The sequence below is a fragment of the Pseudomonas sp. GM55 genome, from assembly GCF_000282395.1.
Taxonomy (GTDB): Bacteria; Pseudomonadota; Gammaproteobacteria; order Pseudomonadales; family Pseudomonadaceae; genus Aquipseudomonas; species Aquipseudomonas fluorescens_CC.
Genome location: NZ_AKJJ01000028.1, coordinates 1 through 22,053 on the forward strand (window position 1 = coordinate 1; position 22,053 = coordinate 22,053).

21 protein-coding genes are annotated in these 22,053 nt (G+C 56.6%); 9 read left to right on the top strand and 12 right to left on the bottom strand.

The window, feature by feature from the left end:
• Positions 1-29: 29 nt before the first annotated feature.
• From PMI31_RS03640 to PMI31_RS03655, 4 genes are read right to left on the bottom strand one after another with little or no spacing between them, the layout of a single operon-like run.
• The gene (locus PMI31_RS03640) at positions 30-1,643 is read right to left on the bottom strand and encodes an MFS transporter (protein ID WP_008016309.1); all 1,614 of its coding nucleotides are present in this window, start codon (positions 1,641-1,643) and stop codon (positions 30-32) included.
• The gene (locus tag PMI31_RS03645) at positions 1,640-2,836 is read right to left on the bottom strand and encodes a xanthine dehydrogenase family Fe-S subunit (RefSeq protein ID WP_008016310.1); all 1,197 of its coding nucleotides are present in this window, start codon (positions 2,834-2,836) and stop codon (positions 1,640-1,642) included. Before PMI31_RS03645 ends, PMI31_RS03640 begins: the two co-directional genes overlap by 4 nt.
• Positions 2,833-3,675 (bottom strand): FAD binding domain-containing protein, encoded by an 843-nt coding sequence (locus PMI31_RS03650; RefSeq protein WP_008016311.1) that lies wholly within the window; start codon positions 3,673-3,675, stop codon positions 2,833-2,835. The genes PMI31_RS03645 and PMI31_RS03650 overlap by 4 nt, the downstream gene beginning before the upstream one ends.
• Positions 3,672-6,056 (bottom strand): xanthine dehydrogenase family protein molybdopterin-binding subunit, encoded by a 2,385-nt coding sequence (locus PMI31_RS03655; RefSeq protein WP_008016312.1) that lies wholly within the window; start codon positions 6,054-6,056, stop codon positions 3,672-3,674. The genes PMI31_RS03650 and PMI31_RS03655 overlap by 4 nt, the downstream gene beginning before the upstream one ends.
• A gap of 350 nt (positions 6,057-6,406) precedes the next feature.
• Here PMI31_RS03655 and PMI31_RS03660 point away from each other — a divergent pair, with 350 nt between their 5' ends.
• The 4 genes from PMI31_RS03660 to PMI31_RS03675 are packed head-to-tail and all read left to right on the top strand — an operon-like array spanning position 6,407 to position 9,836.
• On the top strand, positions 6,407-6,715 hold the full coding sequence (locus PMI31_RS03660) for a non-heme iron oxygenase ferredoxin subunit (RefSeq protein WP_043302191.1): 309 nt from the start codon (positions 6,407-6,409) through the stop codon (positions 6,713-6,715).
• Between the two features lie 4 nt (positions 6,716-6,719).
• A complete protein-coding gene (locus PMI31_RS03665; RefSeq protein WP_008016315.1) occupies positions 6,720-8,012 on the top strand; it encodes an NAD(P)/FAD-dependent oxidoreductase in 1,293 nt (430 codons plus the stop codon).
• Positions 8,005-9,294, top strand: coding sequence for an aromatic ring-hydroxylating dioxygenase subunit alpha (locus tag PMI31_RS03670; protein ID WP_008016316.1), 1,290 nt, complete (start codon positions 8,005-8,007; stop codon positions 9,292-9,294). The genes PMI31_RS03665 and PMI31_RS03670 overlap by 8 nt, the downstream gene beginning before the upstream one ends.
• On the top strand, positions 9,294-9,836 hold the full coding sequence (locus tag PMI31_RS03675; protein ID WP_008016317.1) for an aromatic-ring-hydroxylating dioxygenase subunit beta: 543 nt from the start codon (positions 9,294-9,296) through the stop codon (positions 9,834-9,836). The genes PMI31_RS03670 and PMI31_RS03675 overlap by 1 nt, the downstream gene beginning before the upstream one ends.
• Before the next feature lie 121 nt (positions 9,837-9,957).
• Here PMI31_RS03675 and PMI31_RS03680 read toward each other — a convergent pair whose 3' ends face one another.
• From PMI31_RS03680 to PMI31_RS03705, 6 genes are all read right to left on the bottom strand, one after another.
• Complete coding sequence (locus PMI31_RS03680) at positions 9,958-10,461, bottom strand: MarR family winged helix-turn-helix transcriptional regulator (RefSeq protein ID WP_008016318.1); 504 nt, start codon at positions 10,459-10,461, stop codon at positions 9,958-9,960.
• Between the two features lie 130 nt (positions 10,462-10,591).
• On the bottom strand, positions 10,592-11,209 hold the full coding sequence (locus tag PMI31_RS03685) for an N-carbamoylsarcosine amidohydrolase (protein WP_008016319.1): 618 nt from the start codon (positions 11,207-11,209) through the stop codon (positions 10,592-10,594).
• Positions 11,206-12,252 carry a hypothetical protein gene (locus PMI31_RS03690; RefSeq protein WP_008016320.1) on the bottom strand — a complete coding sequence of 349 codons (1,047 nt, stop codon included), beginning with the start codon at positions 12,250-12,252 and terminating at the stop codon, positions 11,206-11,208. The genes PMI31_RS03685 and PMI31_RS03690 overlap by 4 nt, the downstream gene beginning before the upstream one ends.
• 2 nt (positions 12,253-12,254) lie before the next feature.
• Positions 12,255-13,094 carry an alpha/beta fold hydrolase gene (locus tag PMI31_RS03695; RefSeq protein ID WP_008016321.1) on the bottom strand — a complete coding sequence of 280 codons (840 nt, stop codon included), beginning with the start codon at positions 13,092-13,094 and terminating at the stop codon, positions 12,255-12,257.
• Between the two features lie 9 nt (positions 13,095-13,103).
• The gene (locus tag PMI31_RS03700) at positions 13,104-13,856 is read right to left on the bottom strand and encodes a maleate cis-trans isomerase family protein (protein ID WP_008016322.1); all 753 of its coding nucleotides are present in this window, start codon (positions 13,854-13,856) and stop codon (positions 13,104-13,106) included.
• Positions 13,857-13,909: 53 nt separating this feature from the next.
• A complete protein-coding gene (locus tag PMI31_RS03705) occupies positions 13,910-14,833 on the bottom strand; it encodes an amidohydrolase family protein (RefSeq protein WP_202949431.1) in 924 nt (307 codons plus the stop codon).
• A 981-nt stretch (positions 14,834-15,814) separates the two neighbouring features.
• On the opposite strand from PMI31_RS03705, the gene PMI31_RS03710 reads away from it, so the two are divergent.
• Complete coding sequence (locus PMI31_RS03710; RefSeq protein ID WP_008016325.1) at positions 15,815-17,158, top strand: site-specific integrase; 1,344 nt, start codon at positions 15,815-15,817, stop codon at positions 17,156-17,158.
• A 73-nt stretch (positions 17,159-17,231) separates the two neighbouring features.
• Positions 17,232-17,771, top strand: a complete 540-nt coding sequence (locus PMI31_RS03715; RefSeq protein WP_008016326.1) for a hypothetical protein — start codon at positions 17,232-17,234, stop codon at positions 17,769-17,771.
• 213 nt (positions 17,772-17,984) lie between these two features.
• Here the strand turns inward: PMI31_RS03715 and PMI31_RS29420 are convergent, their stop codons facing one another.
• Both PMI31_RS29420 and PMI31_RS31685 read right to left on the bottom strand, forming a co-directional pair.
• A complete protein-coding gene (locus PMI31_RS29420) occupies positions 17,985-19,040 on the bottom strand; it encodes a YagK/YfjJ domain-containing protein (RefSeq protein ID WP_052037641.1) in 1,056 nt (351 codons plus the stop codon).
• A gap of 271 nt (positions 19,041-19,311) precedes the next feature.
• Complete coding sequence (locus tag PMI31_RS31685) at positions 19,312-19,650, bottom strand: helix-turn-helix transcriptional regulator (protein ID WP_338010031.1); 339 nt, start codon at positions 19,648-19,650, stop codon at positions 19,312-19,314.
• A 150-nt stretch (positions 19,651-19,800) separates the two neighbouring features.
• Between PMI31_RS31685 and PMI31_RS30690 the strand changes: the two genes are divergently transcribed.
• The 3 genes from PMI31_RS30690 (at position 19,801) to PMI31_RS31025 (ending at position 21,626) form a co-directional block, all read left to right on the top strand.
• Complete coding sequence (locus PMI31_RS30690; RefSeq protein ID WP_157213258.1) at positions 19,801-20,154, top strand: hypothetical protein; 354 nt, start codon at positions 19,801-19,803, stop codon at positions 20,152-20,154.
• Positions 20,155-20,222: 68 nt separating this feature from the next.
• Positions 20,223-21,191 (top strand): DUF932 domain-containing protein, encoded by a 969-nt coding sequence (locus PMI31_RS03730; RefSeq protein WP_008016331.1) that lies wholly within the window; start codon positions 20,223-20,225, stop codon positions 21,189-21,191.
• Positions 21,192-21,455: 264 nt separating this feature from the next.
• Positions 21,456-21,626 carry a hypothetical protein gene (locus tag PMI31_RS31025; protein WP_008016332.1) on the top strand — a complete coding sequence of 57 codons (171 nt, stop codon included), beginning with the start codon at positions 21,456-21,458 and terminating at the stop codon, positions 21,624-21,626.
• Positions 21,627-22,053: the final 427 nt, after the last annotated feature.

Consider the following 22,053-nt stretch of genomic DNA (forward strand, 5'->3'; position numbering starts at 1 on the left):
TCAGACATCGCCACTCTCCCGGGTCATGTTCAGTGGATGGCTGCGCCATCGTCTTCAAGGGATCGGCCCCGGGTTTCCGGTGCAAAAACCAACGTCACCCACAACCCGAATGCGATGATCGATACGGGAAACCACAGGCCAAAATAAGGATCGCCGTAGGCCACGTTCAGGGCCGAAACGATAAAAGGCAACATGCCGCCAATCCAGCCCGCGCCCAGATGGAATGGCAGTGAGAGCGAGGTATAGCGGATGCGCGCGGGAAACAGCTCGACCATAAACGCCGCCATCGGCCCATAGATCATCGCCAGATAAACCACCAGCAAGAGCATCAACACAAACAGCATCGGCCTGTTGACCTGCGCCGGGTCCGCGGTCGCCGGCCAGCCAGCGCTCACCAATGCCCGATGCAGATCCTCAGCGCCAGGGTCTACCAGCCGTTGCTGGCCGATGGTCACGATGACCGTCCCGGTGACCTCGGCGGATTGAGCCCGATAACCTACCCCTTGATCGGTCAGGTAACTGCGGGTGCGATCGCAGGCGCTGACGGGTGCAGAGAACAAGCGAAACTCACAGCCATCGGCAGCGACACTGATGGGTGTTTCCAGAAAGGTCTCCAAGGCCGGATTGGCGTAATGGGTCAGACCTTTGAAAATGGGATAAGTGGTCAGCGCTGCCAGCAGGCAAGCCGCCACCAGAATAGGCTTGCGCCCCCAGCGATCAGACAGCCAGCCAAAGAACAGATAGAGCGGGGTCGCGCATAACAACACGCAGGCCAGAATCAAATGGACGGTCTCAAGTGGCAACTTGAGCGTGCGATTGAGAAAGAACATCGAGTAGAAATGCCCGGTGCCGAAAATCGCCCCCAGTGCAGCGGCCACACAAAACAGCATCAACACCAGGCGCAGGTTACTCCAGCGCAGGAAGCTCTCGCGGATCGGCGAGCGGGAAGTACGCCCAGTGGCTTTCATGCGCTGGAACGTCGGCGACTCCTCAAGTTTGCCACGCACGTAGACCGAGATAGCCAGCAGCACCAATGACAACACGAAGGGCAAGCGCCAGCCCCATGCGCGAAAATCCTCTTCATTGATAAACCCCTTGAGGCTGTAGACCACCGCCAGCGACAGCAACAATCCAACCCCTGCGGTAATTTGCAGACTGCTGGTGTACAGCCCCCGACGAGCCATGGGCGAATGCTCGGCAACGTACGTCACCGCGCCGCCGACTTCCCCCCCCAAGGCCAGTCCTTGCAACAACCGCAACAGCACCAGGCAGATAGTCGCGGTGATACCGATGTGCTCAAAGCTCGGCAGCAAACCGATGCCGACGGTGGCCACTCCCATCAGTACGATGGTGACCATGAACGTACGTTTACGCCCCAGGCGGTCACCCATCTGCCCGAACAGCAAAGCCCCCAACGGGCGAACCAGAAAACCCGCACCGAAGGTTGCCAGGCTGGCGAGAAACGCCGCCGTGGCGTTTCCGGGGGGAAAAAACAGTACGCTAAAGTAGCCGGCCAACGCCGCATAAATGTAGAAGTCATACCATTCAAGCAATGCCCCGAAGGAAGAGGCAAGAATGACTTTACGCTCTTCACGGGTCATGCCGCGCGCCTGAGAAACCTTGGCAAGGGTCGCATTGTTCATCGGCCGAACCACCCTTTGATGCGATTCCAGATGATGCTCATCCCCAAGGCAAAGACATTCAGTTTGGCCGGTTGCGTCGACGGCTTGGCATTGGGATCCATGCGTCGTTCGACGTTGCGACCGAAGTCAAGAATCATCCGGGCCACGAAGTCCTTCACCAGGCCAGAGCGCGAAAATTGCGCCAAAGGCCCCTGCAACGAGTAGAGCATTTCGACTTCGACCAGCGTGGCCCCAGCGTTATCGGACAACACCCGGTAGGTAATCTCGCCATTGGCCCGCGATTGACTGATGGTGTCTTGACCGCCCCCCTTGAGCATGCCCGAACGCTGTTCCTCGTTACGCGTCAAGCGTGCCGCCCCGGCGAATTTGGCAGCCATCGGGCCGAACTTGATGGCAATGAAGCCCTTGACCCGCTCGCCGTCGTTTTCTTCCAGGTTGGCACCGGGAAGACATCCGGCAACCGCTTCCAGGTCGGCCATGAAAGCCCAGACCTGTTCTGGCGGATAGCCGACACTGAAGCGTCCATCCATCCGGGTTCCGCCCTTGATTCCAGCAGGCGCACGCTCGCTCGAGGGTTCTGGCGCAGGGCTGGCGGAAAGCTCGACAGCGGGTGTCTGCGCGCTGTGCTCGGCGGTAAAAGAAGCGAAAGACCCGCCACTGGTGGGTATCGCAACGCCATGGCCCGCCAGGGCCTGTGCACGGGCGGACTCGATCACTGGATCGGGCTGTTCACGTAACTGCGCAAGGACGCTGCGAATGGCTTCGACTATGCCCATGTAGCCCGTACAACGACAGATGTTGCCGGACAGCTCGACACGAATCCGATGCTCATCGGCCTCGGGCAAGCGCAGCACAATGTCGCGGGCAGTGGTCAACATACCCGGCGTGCAGTAACCACACTGCAAGGCATGATGTTCGGAGAACGCCTCACGCAGGAGCGCCATCACCGGGTCTTGCTCAAAGCCCTCGACAGTTGTCACCTGTCGGCCTTCACAGGCCACCGCGAATGTCGTGCACGAACGTACCGGCTGGCCGTCGAGCAATACCGTGCAAGCACCACACACGCCATGTTCGCAACCCAGGTGAGTGCCGGTAAATCGACCTTCTTCGCGGACGAAGTCGCCCAGGTGCATTCTCGGCGCGACCTCACGCTCGAGCAGATTACCGTTGACGTTGATACATACAGAAGTCATACCCGAGGTTCCTTGAATACTGAATCGAGACACCGGCGCAAGGCGGTGAGGCTTTGTTGTCGGTCTACTGCGTCTTTACCGGGTGTCACGCTTGCCACGGCTTTTGCCAACGCGGCAGGTTCAAGTGCTGCTGCTCCCAGTCGGGCGACCGCCACCGACAACTCCCCAAGCAGTGAAGGTGGGCCATCCAGCGCGCCGAGGACAATCCTGGCCAGGCCACGATCCGGGTCAAACACCGCCGCACAACTGGCTTCGGCGAACTCGCCGGTTTTTCGGCAAAGCTTGTGATAGCCCCAGGTCGCACGCGGCCCCAGACGCGGAATGCGCAGTCCGGTAATCAGCTCATCTTCAGCCAGCACAGTGGTATAGGCACCGAGCATGAACTCGGCCATGCTCAACCGACGTTTTCCACGAACACTGCGCAACTCCACTTCGGCGCCCAGGGTAAAAGCCACCAACACCCAGTCGGCCGCCGGGTCTGCATGGGCCAGGCTGCCAGCGAGGGTTCCGCGGTTGCGAATAGCCCTGTAGGCGATCTGCGGAGCCACTTCGGCAAGCAAGGTTCCACGCAGTGCGGCGAACACGCCATCTTCAATCTGCGAGTGGGTAATCGCTCCGCCGACCAGCAGCCACTCGCCGTCCTCGCTCACCTGTTGCATCTCGGTAAACCCGCTGACATCCACCACCTTGTTCGGACGTGCCAGACGCAGGTTGAGCATGGGGCCCAGCGACTGACTGCCACCCATGACCTTGACGATTCCCGCAGACTGATCGGCCAATGCCTCCAGCCCGACCGACAGGGTTGCGGGACGTAGATAATCGAACGCAACGGCTTTCATGCGGCCACCTCCTGCTTGTTGCTTGCTGTCCGGGCGTTGGCCAGCGCCTGTAGCAGCCGGCGCGGCGTCAATGGGGTTTCGGCGACTTCAACGCCAAGATCCGCGAGGGCATCGTTGACCGCATTGAAGATGGCGGCAGGCGGGGCGATAGCACCGCCCTCTCCCATGCCTTTGGCGCCAAATTCGGTATGCGGCGATGGCGTCTCCATGTGGTGAATCCGCAAGTTGGGTACTTCGGTGGGACCTGGCAGGATGTAGTCCGCCAGTGTCGAAGCCAATGGCTGACCATTGACGTCATAGGGCGTTTCTTCGTACATGGCAGTGCCGATACCTTGGGCGATCCCGCCATAGGTCTGCCCCTCGACCAACATGGGGTTGATCATCGTGCCGCAGTCCTCGACCACCACGTAGTCAAGGATTTCGACCTCACCGCTGTCGGTGTCGACGGCAACCAGTACCGCGTGAGTGGCGTAGGTAAAGGCACCGGTATCGACGGCTGGCTTGAAGCCCGTGGTGACTTCCAGCCCGGCAGGGTTAACGTCAGCCGGTAGCGTATGAGGTCTGATGTACCAGGCCGCCCCTACGTCATCCAGCGACACCGAGCCTTGATCACACACCACCCTGCCACCTTGCAGCATGACCTGCGCATCGGACACACCCAGCAAAAAAGCGCCTATATGGGTCAAGCGCGGTAACAACTCACGACAGGCGCGCGCGATGGCGCCGCCAGCCATGACCATCGACCGCGATGCATAGGTACCGGTAGAGAACGGTGTCTGTCCCGTATCGCCATGCAGCACCTTGATCCTTGCAATATCGATCCCCAGTACCTCGTGGGCCACCTGGGCGAAGCTGGTTTCCATGCCCTGACCGTGGGAATGCACACCTACCCGCACTTCAAGACCGCCATCCGGCGTCATGCGCACAGTCGCCTGCTCGTGGCCGGGTATGACAGGCGTACCCCAGGTCGCGAACACCGAAGTACCGTGGGCCGACTGCTCGGTGTAGGTGGCGTAGCCAAGACCGATGCGGCGACCGTCCGCTTCGCCCAGACGCTGGCGCTCACGAATCGCCGACGCTTTGATCAGCTCGGCAGCCTTGCGCAGGCTGGCCGGATAGTCACCACTGTCGAGATGCTTGTTGGCGACGTTGATGAAGGGCATTTGCTCAGGACGCACCAGGTTGTCCAGGCGCACGTCCAGCGGATCGCGCCCGACGGCTCGAGCCACCGCATCCATGGTCAGCTCCATGGCGAAGCAGACTCCGGTGCGAGCCACGCCGCGGTAAGGGACAAAGCCTGGTTTGTTGGTTGCCACGCATTCGGTGACGCAGCGATAACCCTGAAACGCATAGGGGCCTGGCAAATTGCCAACCGCCTGGCCCGGCTCCAGACCGATAGTGAACGGCCAGACCGAATACGCACCGCCATCGATGACGATCTTGGCATCGAGCGCCAACACCCGCCCCTTGGCATCCGCATGAGCGGTCATGACATATTCATGCTCGCGACTATTGGCCCCCGCCGTAAGGTGCTCCCGGCGATCTTCGATAAAACGGAACGGCTGCTTGAAGGTCATGGCCAGCCAGGCGATACATAGCTCTTCCTGCTGCAACACGCATTTGTAGCCAAAGGCACCGCCGACATCCGGCGAGATGACCCGCACCTGCCCCTGATCCAGCTTCAGACACTGGGCCAGGATGGTGCGAATCATGTGCGGCACCTGGGTGGCAGTGACGACCACCAGTTGATCCAGGCTGTGATCCCAGTAAGCCAGAACCGCCTTGCCTTCCATCGGCACCATGCATTGACGTGCCAGCTTCATTCGGCGCGTGACCGTCACGCTCGCCGTCGCCGCACGCTCGGTAAATTCCTTGTCGGCATACAAGGTGACGAAGCGATTGTCGTGCCAGTTGTCATGGATGAAGTCACCTGTAGCAGTGACGCTGCTGGCAGCGTCGGCATACACGGGCAGGTCTTCGTAATCGACCATCACCTGTTCGACCAGGTCTTCGGCCTCGGCACGGGTCGCCGCGCAGACCATTACCACGGGCTCGCCCACAAACCGTACCTTGCCACTGGCCAGCGGCGGCTGGACAGAGGGTTGATAGGTAGGAAGCGTCGAGTCGGCCACGATGTCGCTGGCACTGTTCAAGTCAGCGCGCACAAATGCTCGCCCCTTCAAGGCTGCCGGCACGTCTATCGAGGTGATCAGGGCGTGAGCCAGAGGGCTGCGCAGAAAAGCCACTTCCCGAAGCCCTGGCATGTGGTAGTCGGCAACAAACTTACCGCGACCGTGCAGGTGCCGTTCATCTTCCTTGCGCTTCACTCGGGCGCCAACACCCTGACCCGATTTGCCAGGGTACTCATTGACTTCGCTCATACCTTGCGGACTCCTGAGTTTGCGATGTTCAACCGGTCGGCATGCGCCACGAAATGACGAGGGCACTGACACTCGGCACCCAGATTTTTCAGGAAACGGCGAAGCTGCATGATCAGTGTCCTTTAAGGCTGTTTTTATAAAGTCGTCAGCTAACGTATGAAATTAATCAGTACACTTACATAATAATCATCCCCCAAGCCACGTCAACGACTAGCCGCTAAAAATTCACAGGCGGGCGTTTTCTTCCGTTCACGGGCTCAATGAGAATGTCGATACGGCGCTCAAATCATTTGACATATTAGTCAGTACACTGAATATTATTTGTGGGCATACTGACAAAGGGCAACCTAATGAGCTGGATAAAAATAACAACGGTGGACGTCCTTCAGGACGACCAGGTAATGGCCTTCAAATTACCCGAAGCGCACCTGGCGCTGTATCGCTGCGATGGGGAGTTTTTTGCAACGGACAACATTTGCACCCACCAGCATGCCTTGCTATCGGAGGGCTATCTGGAGGACGGCTGCATCGAATGCCCGCTGCATCAGGCGACATTCGATGTGCGCACCGGCGCGGCCCAATGCGCGCCCGCCACCGCCCCCCTGAAAACCTACGCCGTAAAGGTCGAAGGTAACGCTGTACTCGTGAACCTGGGTTAACGCCATGACCATTGAATGCATTCTTATCGTCGGTGCCGGTCAATGCGGCGCCATGGCCGCAGCATCATTGCGCCAGCGTGGTTTCAGTGGACGGATTGTGCTGGTGGGCCGAGAGTCTCATCCGCCCTACGAGCGCCCCCCTTTGTCCAAATCGGTGCTGACAGAGTCCACGCAAACGGTCAGTGGCCTGCACAAAACCGACTTTTATCGCGAACATGAAATCGAACTGCACCTGGGAACCGCCGTCCAGTCACTGGACCCGCTCAAGCGTACGGCTTTACTGGACGATGGTACCCTGATCGAGTGGGATCGCTGCCTGCTGGCGACCGGTGGACAGCCGCGTGTCCTGGAAAAATTCCCACGGACAATGGCCAATGTTCATTACCTGAGAACGGCCGACGACGCCTTCAAACTGCGCCAGACTCTCCAGGAGTCTAAAGGTCGACTGTTGATCGTCGGCGCCGGATTCCTTGGCCTGGAGGTGGCGTCTACTGCCCGCTCGCTGGGGGTCGAGGTGACTCAACTGGAAGCCGGGGAGCATCTGCTCAAACGGGCACTGCCCAGCGACATCTCGATCTGGCTGGCGGCGCGCGTGCGTGATTACGGCGTGGACTTGCGCCTGGCAACCAGCATCGATCAGCAGCACTCTGGCGAGCCAGGCGTGTACCGCTTGAGCGACGGTACCGACATTGCGCCCAGCACTATTCTGGTCGCCGCCGGCATGCAACCCGAGACCACACTGGCCAAAACCATTGGCCTGGAGATGGCCGACGATGGCGGCATCGCCGTCGACCCCCAATGCGCCACCAGCATTGCCGGCATTTATGCCGCGGGCGACTGTGCCACCCAGAAGGTCGCTCACTGCGGTCAACCCATGCGCCTTGAGTCCTGGCAGTACGCCAACGAGCAGGCACGCGTCGCTGCGGCCGCCATGCTGGGAGAGGACGACAGCCCCACCCCCCTACCCTGGTTCTGGAGCGATCAATTCGATTGCAACCTGCAGATGCTCGGGCTTCCCGAACCGGGCCTGACCTATGTCCAACGCACCCTGAGCACGACTGCCGAGGCCCCGAAATGGCTGAGCCTGGGTCTACGCAACGGTCAACTGAGGCATGTGGTGTGCGCCAACGCAGGCGGCGAACTACGCCCGCTCAAGAGCCTCATGGAGGCTGGCATCGCGTGCTCGGCCCAAGCACTGGCAGACATCAACCAGCCGCTGCGGCAGCTGGAAAAACAATTCAGGACCTCGATCCAGTCCACCTCTTCAGCCCCCTCTCAGGAGCCGCTCCATGTATAACTCGCAAGATGTCATTGCCCGCACCGGGGGCAACAAGGACCTCGCCCTGGCCGATTGTAAGTGGCCCAACGATGACCTTCACTATATCCCCGACTGGGTCTACACCAGCCATGCCGTCTACGATCGTGAAGTCGAACGCATCTTCCACGGCCGCACCTGGAACTTTGTCGCGCTGGAAGCCGAGCTCCCCAACACCGGGGACTACAAGCGCTCATTCGTCGGCCCGACCCCGGTGGTGGTGGCGCGGGCAGAAGACGGCTCGGTCAATGTCTTCGAGAACCGTTGTGCGCACCGCGGTGCAGAGTTCTGCCGACACAGTCAAGGCAATGCCAAGGAGTTTGTCTGCCCGTACCATCAGTGGTCCTACGACCTCAAGGGCAACCTGCAGGGCATACCCTTCAAGCGCGGCGTGAATCGACAGGGCGGCATGCCCAAGGATTTCCGCAACGAAGACCACGGCCTGAAAAAGCTCCACGTCACCACCTGGAACGGTGTCGTCTTTGCCTCCTACCACGCCGATGTCGAACCCATCGAAGAATACCTGACGCCGGAAATCATCGAAGATATGGGCAAGGTTTTCGATGGCCGCAAACTCAAAGTGCTCGGTTACTACCGCAACGAGTTGCCCTGCAACTGGAAGATGTACCACGAAAACCTGAAAGACCCTTACCACGCCACCTTGTTGCATTCCTTTCTGGTGGTCTTCGGTCTGTTGGTGGCAGGCAACAAGTCCGCCATGATTGCCGACCCGGTTCACGGCCGTCACGGCACCATGGCCTCGGCCAAGAGTGAAGACAAATACGCGGCCGTCAGCGACGCCAACAAGGCCGAAATGCGCTCCTACCATGAAGGCATGCGCCTGCTCGACGAGCGCTTCCTGGATTACATCAAGGAATCCGACTCGCCATGGTCGGTGACCATGCAGACCATCTGGCCGAACCTGATCGTGCAGCGGGAAATGAACACCCTGGGCGTACGGCAGATCGTACCCAACGGCCCGAACAGCATGATCATGCAATGGACGATGTTCGGCTATGAAGACGACACCGAGGAGATGACGCGCCATCGATTGCGCCAAGGCAACCTGATGGGCCCTGCCGGATTCCTCGGCCTGGAAGATAATGAAGCGATGAAGTACGTCCAGGAAGGGCTACGCCGTTCCAGCAGTGACGTCAACATCCTCAAACTTGACCACGGTCAGGTGGGTACCACCAACTCCCTTATTTCAGAAGCCGCGATCCGCGCCCTCTACCGCCACTACCGCGAAATCATGGAGCTGTAATGAACGCCTTTGCCAACGAACTGAACCGCCCCTACCCCCTTTATCGCCCCTGCCGGCTTGACCGGGCCACCGCCCTGCGCCTGCGACTGGAGATCGAGACCTTCAATGCCGACTACTGTGCCGTGCTGGACGACGGCCTGATCGAGCAGTGGCCGGATTTCTTCACCAGCGATGCGTTGTATCGCGTGACATCAAGGGAAAACGCCGAGATGGGCATGCCCGTCGGCCTGATCTACGCCGAGGGCCGCAACATGATGCATGACCGCGCGGTGGCCATCTCTCGCACGCAAATGTTCGCACCACGCTATCACCTGCACCTGCTGGGCAATACCCGCGTGATCGATGAGTCAAGCAGCGGCATTATCACCGCCCAGGCCAACTTCATACTGCTGCAGACACTGGTGGAAGGCCCGACAACGACTCACATGGCCGGCACCTACCACGACCGCTTCCAGCGAGTCGACGGCGAGCTGCTACTGCTGGAGCGCCAGGTGATTTATGACAGCACACTGATCGCCAACGACCTGGTGTACCCACTGTAATGCAGGAGCGAGCTTGCTCGCGAAAAACTCGAGGGCACCGCGTTCATCCCGGTAGCCCTCGTCATCGTTAACGTCCATCGCGAGCAAGCTCGCTCCTACATATTCCCGAGCCAGCCACCCATCAAAGCCCGCGCAATACCGTTCGACTGTACTGGTTGTTGGATTCCACCAGGATGGCCAGCAACCCCATGAACTGCTTCTTCTGCGCCGGACGCAATGGCTGGAGCATTCGCTCCTGAGCCCTTGCCATGCTTTCATGCATGACGGCCACAACCTCTCTACCCTGCGCAGTCAGAAAAACGTTGCGCGTACGCCGATCGTGGGGATCCGGCTGGCGATAAAGCAACTCGTTGGTTTCGAGACGCTTTACCACATCAGCGGTATTGGTCCGATCAAGACCGACCTCCTGGGCCAGCGCTGTCTGATCCAACCCGGGCATGACCGAAAGGGTCGTGAGAATGGCATATTGAACGGGGGTGATATTCATCCCTTTGCATTCTTCGAAGAACAATGCGACATGGATCTGGTGCAGGCGGCGAACGAGAAAACCCGGACGCCCCCAAAGAAGCTCTTTGGCCGGATCGTCCAGCTCAGAGTCGGGTGTCGTATTACCAGGGGCTGTCATGAAATTTCCTAGTCATAAATGACGCAAGCATAACCGTACCATGGGGTTGTTGGCACGGTCACGTTGCTAGCAGGGTCTGTCATCAAGTCATTTTGCACGAGGCTATGATAGATGACAGCCCCCTGTTCGATCAGCCCACTGTCGCCAGCGCTTCCTCCAGCGTCATCACTGCCGCGTACTTTTGCGCCATGTCGAAGAGGTTGGCCTCATGGGGCTCCAGCGCCCGATCACCGACGCAATCAGACACCACGAGCGGGCGAAAGCCATGGCTCATGGCGTCGACCACACTGGCGCGTACACAACCGCTGGTGACAGCCCCGGCCACCAGCAGCGTACGCACGCCATTAAAGTTGAGCCAGGCGGCCAGGTCCGTACCGAAAAAGGCTGAAGGCAGGGTCTTGCGCACCACCAATTCGCCCTCGACCGGCGTCAACGACGGCACAATGGCACTTCGATGCGCATGTTCGAGCAAGGTCAGCATCGAAGGCACTTTCAGCGTAAATACATTACGGTCGGCCCCATCATCGGCGAAGACAATGCGGCTGTGGGCTACCGGCCAGCCTTTATCGCGCGCGTAGTCCAATAGCGGCCGGGTACGCTCAATCGCCTCGGGAATATTGCCGCCGCCGAAGATTGCCGGGTCGGCAAAGCCTTCAACTAGGTCAATGATCAACAGCCCATAGGGCCCCGGCAGCCCCATCGGCGTGCCAAACCCCTGGCGCTCGTAGGTGTGTAGTTTTTCGTTCATTGCATGTCCTCTCGGTCCATTACCCGGCCTTTGTCGACGACCACCCGATCATCCAGATGCACTGTGCAATTACGCAGCGGTATATCGATGTGACAAGCCGTGGTGCGCTTGCCGCCTGCTTCGTTATTCGGGCCCATGGAGAACAGGAAGTTGCCTTCGTAGGCTCGGGCATCCATCCCGATATGGGCCTCCCGATCGAGCAGGCCCAGGGTCGACCAGCGTGCACGGGGTTGCAGGCCCCAGCCGATATGAGACAGCGCATACGCCTCAGGATCGTTGAACACTTCCATGTAGTCGCGCAACAACGCAGCCTCCACGCCACCCTCGATGCTGGTCACGTAGCCATTTTTTACCTGCAGCTCAATCGGATCCTGCACATAGGACTTATGGGGCAACAGGATATCGCCGCGATCGATCACAATCCGCCCATTGGCCCCTAGTTCGTTGGGCCAGGTCAGCACGAAACCGCTGGGCCAGTGATCCCAGCGGCCAGGGGCATCGACAAAGCCGTATTCACTGATCGCCGGGAACTCACCCAATGGACAGGTCAGCGTTGTACCGGCCGCCGAGGTAACGTGCATCTGACTGGCGCGTTCAATCAATGCCGCCGCCTTCAGTACACGTTCTCGATCCGCGACGGTGGGCAGCAGACGCACCAGAATTTCCGGAGGTTCCACCGCCAACAGTATTCGGGTACCACTGGCAAGAATTTCGTGTTGCTCGGGTGAGAACAGCAACGTCATCAGGTCCAGTACCAGATCGCTGGCTTTCAATGCCGCCAGCGCTGGCGCATTTCCAGTCAATGGAGTGACCCCCAGGTACGCCAGGGAATCCCGGCTAAGCGCCTTCTCCCCGTTTACCGGTGGCAGATCGAGCCGATTGACAATCGCCCCCAGGGCCTGGCAGGCCACTTGAGCCGTGCGCAACGTTTGCGGATGAGTATCGGCCCCCGTCAGGATGGTCACACTCTGACCACGCTGCAGATCGCTGAGGGTGAGCACGTGCTTCCAGGCTTCGATCAAATCATAATCGCTGACAGCCATGTTTATTCTCCACTGACTGAGGGCAGCGAAGCCCCCAGAAAATTGTCGAACGCCCGATAGAAACCCTCTTCGTTGTCCCAAGGGATCATATGCCCGGCATCGGCCACCCGGACGACTGCCACATCGCTCATCAACCCCTGGATTTCAGCGATATCCTCATCCAGTATCACCCCGCCTCTCTCGGCAACCATCAGCAGTGCCGGGCAGTTGACGTGGCGCAGATCGGCATGGAAGTCTTCGCTGTGAAAAGCCTCGAAGCTGGCTTTGATCGCGCGCTCGTCACAGGTGTGCAGCCACTCGGCGCGCAGTGACAATTGCTCATCGGTCCAGGTCGGGCAGAAGCTGCGCATGTCATCAGCACTCATTCCGGCTTGAGACAAGCGAATCGAGTCGACATACCACGGCAATTGCGACGGGTAGGCGCGTCGACCAGGGCCCGAGACGGGTGGGTCGACCAGCACCATGCGCGCCAGACTAGCGCCACTTTTGCGCGCCATCCGCGCGGCAATGCGCGCGCCCATGGAGTGCCCGATCAAACTGAAGCGGGAAAAACCCATGGCTTCGGCGAAAGCGCTGACATCAGCAGCCTGCGCCTCGACGCCATAGTCCAGATCCGCACCGGACTCGGAAAGGCCCCGCCCCCGCACATCCAGCACATAGGTGTCGAATGCCTGGCCGAAGCGCTCGGCGACGAAAACCCAGGTCACCGCCGGACTGGTAATACCGGGAATGATGATGACCGGGTCACGTGTGGCCCGCTCACCGCTGGCGCCGCCAAAGCGCAAGTAATGTTGACGGATATCATTGGCGCGGATGTTGGCGCCATAGAGAAATTGGCTCATGACACTTCCTCAGTAGGCACCGGACAGTAGAGCACCGGCACCGGGAACGATCGGCTCGAGGTCAAGCGCCTTGAGCATGGCGTAGGTCGTGGCGATGGCTGCGGTCACCACCGGCTTTCCGGTTTGCGCCTCGACCGTAGCCACCGCGCTCAACGAAGGCATTTGCACACAGGCCGACAGGACGATGGCATCCACACCCGTGAGGTCCAGATTGGCAACGATGCCTGGAAGGTTGGCCGGATCATGGCGAGCGACCGCGAGGTTGTCCTGGATTTCCAGCGCGTGCCAGACTTTGACTTCGATGCCTTCGTGCTCGATATAGTCGACCACCAGTTCCGTGAGTGGCCGCATATAAGGCGCCACCAAAGCGATGCGCTTGGCGCCGAGCACTTTGATTGCGTCCACCAGGGCACCGGCACTGGTAATCACCGGTGCCGGCGCATCGTTATCCTGGGTCACCTTGCTCAAGCGTTGTTGAGACTCGCGGTGGTAACCCTTGCCCATGGACATGATTGCCACCAGGCAGGCGTAGCCGAGGACATCGACACGGGCATCGGACAACTCAAGGGCGCAGCGGTCGGATTGAGCATCCATCGCCGCCAACTCTTCCTTGCGCACATGCTTCATGCGCATCCGGCTGGAATGAAAAGTGAAGCGCTCAGGCCGGATCAACTGGCGGGCGGCGAGCATCGCAGGGATTTCGGTTTCCATGGTGGTATTGGAGCTGGGCACAATTTGCCCGATGCGCAGGAGCTTGGTCATGATTAAGGTCTCGGTATTAGCTGATTGACGTGGTCAGAGTGGCGTTGGCAGATTCAGAGCTTGAATAGGTGTTCGGCGTTGCCATGACAGATCTGGGCACGCACCTCTTCCTCAATATCAACCGAATCGATGAACTCGACGGCAACGGCAGTAGACTCATAGGGGTAGTCGACGGAGAACATCACCGCTTCTGCGCCCAACTCCGCCAGCGCACATTTCAAGGCAGACGGAGAGCAAACCCCTGATGTCGTTATAAGGATATTGCTGCCGATGTATTCCGACGGCGCTCGCTCCAGATGTACGCCATGGGGGTAAACCGCGAAGCGATTGTCGAGGCGCCACGGGATAAACGGCAGGCCTTCGCCCATATGGCCCAGAATGACCTTGAGGTCAGGAAAACGATCGAACACACCACCGAACAGCAGGCGTAAGGCATGACTGGCCGTTTCAACACCCCAGCCCCACGCCGCTCCACGCATTTGCGGATGGCCGTCGAACACCTGGGGGAAGACGAAGGCGTCTGCAGGATGCAGATAAAAAGGTACGTCAAGCGCCTGCATGCACGCCCAGAACTCGTCATAGGAACGATCGTCGTAATACATGCCCTGGGTATGACCATTTACCAATGCACCCTTGAACCCCAGGTCCTTGACCGCACGGGTGAGCTCGGCTGCCGCCAGTTTCGGGTCGTGCATGGGCAAACTGGCGAAACCGCCAAAACGCATAGGATGACGTTGTACCTGTTGAGCCAGGTAATCGTTGCTGCGCTGGGCTTGGGCCAACGCCAGCTTGAAGTCCTGCTCACCTTGGACCCCGGGACCGGTCTGCGACAAGATGCTGAAATCGATGCCGTAGCGATCCATTTCACTGAGTCGAAGCTCATCGAAATCGCTCAACTGCGCGCTCAGCCTGGCGAGCATTTCAGGTTTCATATGTTGAATGAAGCTTTTGGAGTACCCCTCGAAACCCGGGGTCATGAAATGCTCTTCGAAAGTTATCTTTCGGGGTTTAGTGGTTTTCATTGTAAGGCCCTGTCAGAAGGTTCAGAACTCACCGCTGCTTCGCCTCGCATCCCGGCAAATTATGATCAGCATGCTGATCATTTAAGCCAGCCGGATTGATGCATTGATCGACTCTGGAGGCGGAGCGTTCCCAGCTATCAGATGTTTTTTAGCAAATGCCAATGTGCTAAATTCAATCAGTACACTGACGAAATTATCGTTGCAGATGACAGATTGATTGTCAAAGTATTTGGGATATGAAGGTGCTGAAAAGCCAGGCTCTCAAGGCTGTCTTTAGACTTGAACCAGGTGGGCACGTCGCGGCAGGAATACGGCGTGGTGCCCAACAACGAGCGCGGGAAGTGCATCAATAGCTAGATTCGATGCGAGCGAGCAAAGTAGCATTTCTCTCGGGCAAATCCGAAGTGCTGCCACCAGGGAAACAAGCACTTGCGCTTACAGCTCGGCGGGCCGCTTGGACGGCTTCTGCAGGCGAGAATAAAGTCCAATCAGCACCGGCGAGAGCCAGCTATCGGCCAATTAGCGTCGGCAACGTGCGACAGGAATGTACCTAAAAAACCGTCGGCAACTCGGTTATCAATCTGATGCTTAAGCCCTGCTGGGGACTAATCCCAACCCCGACCCAAGCTGAAAATTCCACCCAGAGCCAGTCGTTTTGCTGGGGCAAAAAAGACTTAAAATAAAAAAGGGTCGCGAGATAAAATCTCGCAACCCTTTGAATTATATGGTCGGGACGGAGTGATTCGAACACTCTACCCCTAGCACCCCATAAAGGTGAATATTTATCCAAAGCAGTCCTGACAAATCTAGAAACACCCTCACAACCCTCTAATATAGAGGACCTTAGCTATTTGACAGTCCAAACGCATCCGATAAAATTCCGTAGAAGCCAATCTCAATTGGCAACGAATTGGCAACTGGAGCAGCGGATAGACAATGGCAAAGATCACCGACCGGCAGATGACCGCAAAGCCGGGCAGCAATGATAAATGGCTGAGCGAGGTTGCCATCTGGGGGCATGGTAGTTTGGTCGCACGCATCACGCCCAGCGGTGAGCGTCTTTTCTACTTTCGTTACTCAAACAGCAGCGGTGACCGCGTCACCTACCCAATTGGTACCTACAGCCGCGATGGACTGGAAGGCACCATGACACTCGCCGAAGCAGGCCAGCGAGCCAAAGAGCTCGCTGGCCTGCATAAAGCTGGATCTCGTGATATCCGTGAGCATCTGGCCGCTGAAGAGGCCTCCCGCATTGCTGCCCGCGATGCGGAACTTGACCGTCTAGCCTCAGAAAAAGCTGATAAAGAAGCAGAGCAAGCTCGGCAGGCTGCGAGGAAAAGCGTCACCGAGCTATTCGAGCATTGGGCCAAGGTTGATCTGATCAACCGTAAGGATAAAGGCGCAGAGGTACGTCGTATGTTTGAAAAAGACGTCCTACCGCTCTTAGGAAGTTTGGCTGTAGCTGACATTAAAAAAGGTCACATCACAGTAGTCACTGACACCATGCTGGCTCGCGGAGTCAATCGCGCGGCGAAAATTGCCTTTTCTCTGATGCGCCAAATGTTCCGTTTTGCAGTAGATCGCGACTTAATTGAATACGACCCTACCGCCAGCATCCGTAAAGCCAAGATCGGCGGCAAGGATGTCGAACGCGACCGAGTTCTAAGTGATGAAGAAATTCACACCTTAGCCAAGGTAGCCCCTGAAGCCGGTTTGCTGCGCTCTACCGAGGCGGCGATTTGGATTGCGCTTTCCACCTGCTGTCGTATTGGGGAGCTTCTTACCGCGCGCTGGATACATTTAGACCTTATCAAAGGCACTTGGCTAATTCCTGCTGAGAATAGCAAGAATGGCAAACCTCACAGCATTACTCTGTCGTCGTTCGCCATCAAGCAGTTCGAGCTTGTTCGAGCAATTAACGCTAACTCCACCTGGTGTTATCCCAACACCGATGACAGCGGACCAGTTTGCTCTAAAACAGTAACCAAGCAACTCGGTGACAGGCAGCGCCAGCCAGAACAGGGCACAATGAGTCGACGAAGCTCTAAAGCCCAGGCATTGCTGTTGCCAGGCGGAAAATGGACGCCTCACGACCTACGACGCACTGGCGCCACGGTTATGACCGCACAGGGAGTCCTACCTGAGGTAGCAGAACGCTGCCTGAACCACACGGAAGAAAACAAAATAAAACGCACCTACCAGCGCCACAGCTATACAACGGAGATGGCAGAGGCTTGGTATAAGCTTGGCAAACATCTGGAGCTGTTGATGCCCCTCTGACTTTCGCTCTAGCAGTAGTGGTGGCACTATTGGTTAAACCAGTAAATCACCGCCAAAAAATCTAAGGAAGAACATGCCAGTCCGTGATCAAAATTTTGAAACCCATAACTTGAATTCCACAATCGAGAAGACACTTGGCATATTGAGTTTATTATTCCACCGACTAGAATCAAAGTTTGACCTATCGGGACACATGTCAGGTATACACCAAGCCATCATGGATGGCACCATCAATACTGAGACCATCGATCAAGAACAAGATAACCATACCATCCAGAGCAAAATAAGAGCTCCTTACAAAAGCCATTTTCATCATGCCTGCGTTTACACGGAACTCGCAAAAATTAAACAAAGAGAATGTGATGAAAATGCTGCCTGGTCGTTTATTGCGCAGGCAAACTACCAAGCCGGATTGACCTTCGGGATTCTGAGTACATATCTAGGAGTAGATGAGGAGGAGGTACTGAGCAAACATTGCAGCAAAGCCGCCCGTTCAAGACATTCGATACATGACCCTGAGCGCAAGGAGGTTGTCAAACTACTCTCCTACCCTTCTTCTGGCGGATGGAAAAGCGAGAAGGAGGCATTGGAATGCCATCATCGGACCACTTAAGAACATCACTCTCCAAAGTTTAAAGACACTAGGTGGGGAACGCTTTCGCCTAGTAGAGCCCGAAGAGCTTGAATCCGCAGTCAGGCGCTGGCTCAGGTACGACAAGAAAAAAGCGAAAAAAGGTGAACCTCAAGACATGGTTCGCCAGACGTATGAAAAATACTCGTACGATTGGCTGACGAACCCTAATAATCAATGAGCAAGGACACAGTATCAGGCCACTACTCGTGGCCTTCCACGGCGTATGGAAGGTTTTTTCGGACGCATGCTCTTTCCAAAGCATCTGACTCCTGGCACTGATAGCTTGAAGTATTCATCGAGCTTGGTCATGTATAAGACGATTTCCCTTATCCCTTCGCGCGCCAGCACATTGGTGTGAGATACCATACCAATTCCACAGCGCTCGTAGTTCCCCTTGGAAGCATTACAGTTGTAATAGCTCCCGCGCCCTTCGGTGACTACCGTATTCCAGTGCTCACCGATCATCCGAGCAAGCACGACATCTTGTCGAACCTGCGCCCCATCAAAAAACAAGAGCAGATGGTAGTGCAAGCCTTTGCGCTCCCCTTTTTCAAGTTTCCATGCATAGCCCAATAGATGGCCAAAGCCCCCCTTATTCAGATCCTTCAGCAGACTGCTGCGATGCTGCCAGGCATCATCGAAAGTGATACCACCCTCTCCACGAAACGTCTTCAGGTAACTTAAATCAACTCTCAGCACTAGCATGCGCGCATGGAGATCGAACAGATCGTTCACATATGAACTCAGTTCCTTGTAGTTTTCCGTTACGGATCGTCGATAACTCTTAAGTCGCTTCTTGAACGCAACACTCTTAACCTCGCGCCTTATATCGTCTACGCAAGCATTGAGCACGCGCACAACTTCCTTTACGCGCCCTCCCCACACACTGTCAATCAAGCCAATATTATTAAGTAAATCGTACCTATTAACACATGAGCTGAAGACCTCAAAATAGGGATTCAGGCAATATTCCGCATTATCAGCGATTTCCAAATACTCATTGCGGATATACCTGAGGAAACGTCGACCTAGTAACGTCGACTTGAGTTCATCCCAACGATCATCATCCGAATCAATCGAAAACAATCCCTCATCAGAGGCGATTACCTCTCGAACCAATGGAAGTATCTTAAGAGCCAGACCAACCCTGCGATCATACTCAACACCTGACACTAAGTCTCCGCTTCTTGTTCGATCGTAGCCCTCTATCAAAAAATAGCTTTCGACAAGCTTCCTATCTTCATCCACTGGAACCCCCCACACACTCTAAATTATTTCAACAAGAGCCATTACATCGACCTACTTGGTCGCATCACACGCAACACTTAAATATATTCACTTCATATTGATATATTATAAACTCCATTAATATTTAGACAACAAAGATCCCTCAACCCCTTACAGAGACCGAGACACAGAACAGAAAGCTCATTATCAACTCCGAAAAGTTAGTGTATTTTTAATACCACAATATTCAATGCATGCCACCGAGGACATCCTGACCATTGTCGAAGATCCACTACGCAGCGAAGCAACTTTCAATCCATTCATTAATGCTGCTTTCTAGCCAACCGATGGCCGACAAGCCAATTTTCATGGGCTTAGGAAAGGTACAGTCATAGCGTGGCGAACGCGGATTCAATCGATCATAAATCGTCGACCGGCTTAGCCCTGTCCGCTCCTGTACCTGCCTGATGCGTAACACTTTCAGCACACGATTTCTATCTGCCATTTCGTCTCTCCAGACCTGCCTGAACGTAGGATTAGTTTGGCAAATGTAGGTATGCGGTGCATTTGCGCCTGCATGCAGAAATCTGTCACATGCGCGCATTTTATGCTTGACAGCACTTAGATGCATGGTTTGAAGACTGTTCTTTCTCGCCCTAACCGAGCACAGGAGGTGCTGGGAACTAACTTCCTGGTGGTGGGTACCAACTTTTGCCCTTCCCCCCCTTAGTCTCTCGATTGCACTTTCTTTCACATCTATATCACTGCACTGAACCCACTCATGGAACCCCAAACCATGTCATTACAGTGCTTCAAATACTCTCCCCCCAAGACCTTTCCGCTCGCTGCCGCTGTGAAAATCGCCTGCGCCATCGTTCCACTCTGCATCACTCTCCGCAGTCTCGGGCGCCCACCACTCGGCAACCCGCTCGTGTCGACCGCAGGCTTGCTGGCCGATCCACTCCGCATTGCGCTGGACGTGTTGTCCAGCACACTCCACGACCACCTGGCTAACCGCGTTAACCGTCAGCAGGTCGGTGTTCAATCGCTCACTACTTCGGCGAATCGTGTCTTGGCAGATAGCCTCTGGCTGAGTGACGACTATCACTTCAGCCAGCTTTATCACACAACCTGAGCGAACCTCCCCCCTACAGTCTGCTGTGCTGCGCTTACGCCTGCTCGCCCCAATAAGGAATAACAACCATGGCTCATCAAATCGAACAAATAGCCTATGTCGGCACCACCCCATGGCACGGTCTGGGTAACAACCTTCCCCCAAAACAGCCCATCGAAATTTGGCAACGTGAAGCCGGCATGAACTGGCAGATCAAGGAAAGCCCGGTTCATTTCCAATCGGGCACCGCTGGCCACTTGGGCACCATCCACACCTTCCCCGAACAGAAAGTGCTCTACCGCTCCGACACTAAAGTGCCGCTCTCAGTGGTATCTCAGCGCTATCAGATTGTGCAGCCACGGGAGGTGCTGGAGTTCTACCGGGACCTCACCGAAGTCTCCGGCTACAAGCTGGAAACTGCTGGTGTATTAAAGGGCGGTCGCAAGTTCTGGGCGCTAGCGCGCACGGGACAAAAAGCAGTGCTCAAAGGCAATGATCGGGTCAACGGTTACCTGCTGCTGGCCACGTCCTGCGACGGTACCCTGGCCACGACGGCAACGCCAACCACCGTACGTGTAGTCTGCAACAACACCCTTACTGTCGCCCTGGACGGCGCTGCCCATGCGATTAAGGTGCCTCATAACACACGTTTCGATCCTAAAGCAGTGAAAAAGCAACTCGGCATCGCTGTCTCGCAATGGGACGACTTCATGTACCGAATGGGCGCGCTGGCCGAGCGCAAGGTGCAGTGGCATGAGGCACTGGGATTTTTCATGAGCGTACTATGCGAAACCAGCCCCACTGCCCAGATGCCGGAAGTGCTGCCCAACGAACGCGCCCTGCGCAAAGTGCAAAGCTTGTACGAAGGGCATGGACGAGGCGCCACCTTGGCATCAGCCAATGGCACCGCCTGGGGATTGCTCAATGCCATGACCGAGTTCGTTGACCATGAACGCCGAGCACGCAGTACAGAGTATCGCCTGGACTCGGCTTGGTTCGGCCAGGGGGCGCAGATCAAACAACGTGCTCTGGACGCTGCCCTGCAACTGGTTGCATGACCGCCTCTATTTTTCTCAATCCACAGAGCCCGGTCAGTCTCGCGCTGACCGGGGTTCTCTAAACACGCAAGGTGAGCTCTATGAAAGAAAATCCATTAAACAACAAGGACAAAATTGTTAGTCAGCATAAAAGAGGCGGATGACCGCACGCCAAAGGATACGCTCTATCTGCTTAGTATCCGGGGGCATCTAGCACCTCCTTCCGGAACTCTTCCGCTCTCAGCCAGAGCTCAATATTATTAAACGGTTACAGGAATAAATTACATGGCCACCCTACGCGCTCTAACTTCAATATTCGCCTTCACCGGGGTTCTTGCAGGCTGCATCGCAGCCGTTTTGTTACTGGCCTTGATGTGGCGCTTCCCAGCTCTGTTGCTGGCTGTCCTCGCAGCGCTATGGCTTTTCAGCCTGCTGCCTGAACAAAGCGGGAGCTGAACCATCTGCGCAGGATAGCTACCCCCTCTTACAAAAAATCGTACCGCAGCTCCTTCAGCGCCGTACCTTCAACTATTTACTTGCACAAGCTCACGCCGCGATGGCTACCTCAATTCGATTTGGACTATGAACAATGATTAAACACTGTTTGTTGTGAATCCGGCGCCATCCTGACCAAAGATGCCACAGTAGGCATTGTCCTGTTGGTGGGCATAACCGAAGGATGGCTACAGGCTACCCACCAGAGTAATCCGAGCTTCGACCCGACTATCACTTTCAGGGGCTGCTGAGGCTATCGGGTGACCTCGCCGCTGAGGCGGGCAAATTGGGCAATCGTCGCCTATGGTTTGAACATCGAGGAAGTTCCGCGAAAGTAAAAAAGGTCATGCCACTTCACTCCAGATGTGCAGAGCTAGGGACGAGAAGA

Excerpts from the sequence above, each read along its gene's own strand:
- PMI31_RS03710 (WP_008016325.1), top strand. The coding sequence starts at position 15,815 with ATGGCAAAGATCACCGACCGGCAGATGACCGCAAAGCCGGGCAGCAAT.
- PMI31_RS03690 (WP_008016320.1), bottom strand. The coding sequence starts at position 12,252 with ATGGCTGTCAGCGATTATGATTTGATCGAAGCCTGGAAGCACGTGCTC.
- PMI31_RS03655 (WP_008016312.1), bottom strand. The coding sequence starts at position 6,056 with ATGAGCGAAGTCAATGAGTACCCTGGCAAATCGGGTCAGGGTGTTGGC.
- PMI31_RS03640 (WP_008016309.1), bottom strand. The coding sequence starts at position 1,643 with ATGAACAATGCGACCCTTGCCAAGGTTTCTCAGGCGCGCGGCATGACC.
- PMI31_RS31685 (WP_338010031.1), bottom strand. The coding sequence starts at position 19,650 with ATGCATCTAAGTGCTGTCAAGCATAAAATGCGCGCATGTGACAGATTT.
- PMI31_RS30690 (WP_157213258.1), top strand. The coding sequence starts at position 19,801 with ATGGAACCCCAAACCATGTCATTACAGTGCTTCAAATACTCTCCCCCC.
- PMI31_RS03715 (WP_008016326.1), top strand. The coding sequence starts at position 17,232 with ATGCCAGTCCGTGATCAAAATTTTGAAACCCATAACTTGAATTCCACA.
- PMI31_RS03675 (WP_008016317.1), top strand. The coding sequence starts at position 9,294 with ATGAACGCCTTTGCCAACGAACTGAACCGCCCCTACCCCCTTTATCGC.
- PMI31_RS03730 (WP_008016331.1), top strand. The coding sequence starts at position 20,223 with ATGGCTCATCAAATCGAACAAATAGCCTATGTCGGCACCACCCCATGG.
- PMI31_RS31025 (WP_008016332.1), top strand. The coding sequence starts at position 21,456 with ATGGCCACCCTACGCGCTCTAACTTCAATATTCGCCTTCACCGGGGTT.
- PMI31_RS03700 (WP_008016322.1), bottom strand. The coding sequence starts at position 13,856 with ATGACCAAGCTCCTGCGCATCGGGCAAATTGTGCCCAGCTCCAATACC.
- PMI31_RS03645 (WP_008016310.1), bottom strand. The coding sequence starts at position 2,836 with ATGACTTCTGTATGTATCAACGTCAACGGTAATCTGCTCGAGCGTGAG.
- PMI31_RS03665 (WP_008016315.1), top strand. The coding sequence starts at position 6,720 with ATGACCATTGAATGCATTCTTATCGTCGGTGCCGGTCAATGCGGCGCC.
- PMI31_RS03670 (WP_008016316.1), top strand. The coding sequence starts at position 8,005 with ATGTATAACTCGCAAGATGTCATTGCCCGCACCGGGGGCAACAAGGAC.
- PMI31_RS03695 (WP_008016321.1), bottom strand. The coding sequence starts at position 13,094 with ATGAGCCAATTTCTCTATGGCGCCAACATCCGCGCCAATGATATCCGT.
- PMI31_RS03660 (WP_043302191.1), top strand. The coding sequence starts at position 6,407 with ATGAGCTGGATAAAAATAACAACGGTGGACGTCCTTCAGGACGACCAG.
- PMI31_RS03705 (WP_202949431.1), bottom strand. The coding sequence starts at position 14,833 with ATGACCCCGGGTTTCGAGGGGTACTCCAAAAGCTTCATTCAACATATG.
- PMI31_RS03650 (WP_008016311.1), bottom strand. The coding sequence starts at position 3,675 with ATGAAAGCCGTTGCGTTCGATTATCTACGTCCCGCAACCCTGTCGGTC.
- PMI31_RS03680 (WP_008016318.1), bottom strand. The coding sequence starts at position 10,461 with ATGACAGCCCCTGGTAATACGACACCCGACTCTGAGCTGGACGATCCG.
- PMI31_RS03685 (WP_008016319.1), bottom strand. The coding sequence starts at position 11,209 with ATGAACGAAAAACTACACACCTACGAGCGCCAGGGGTTTGGCACGCCG.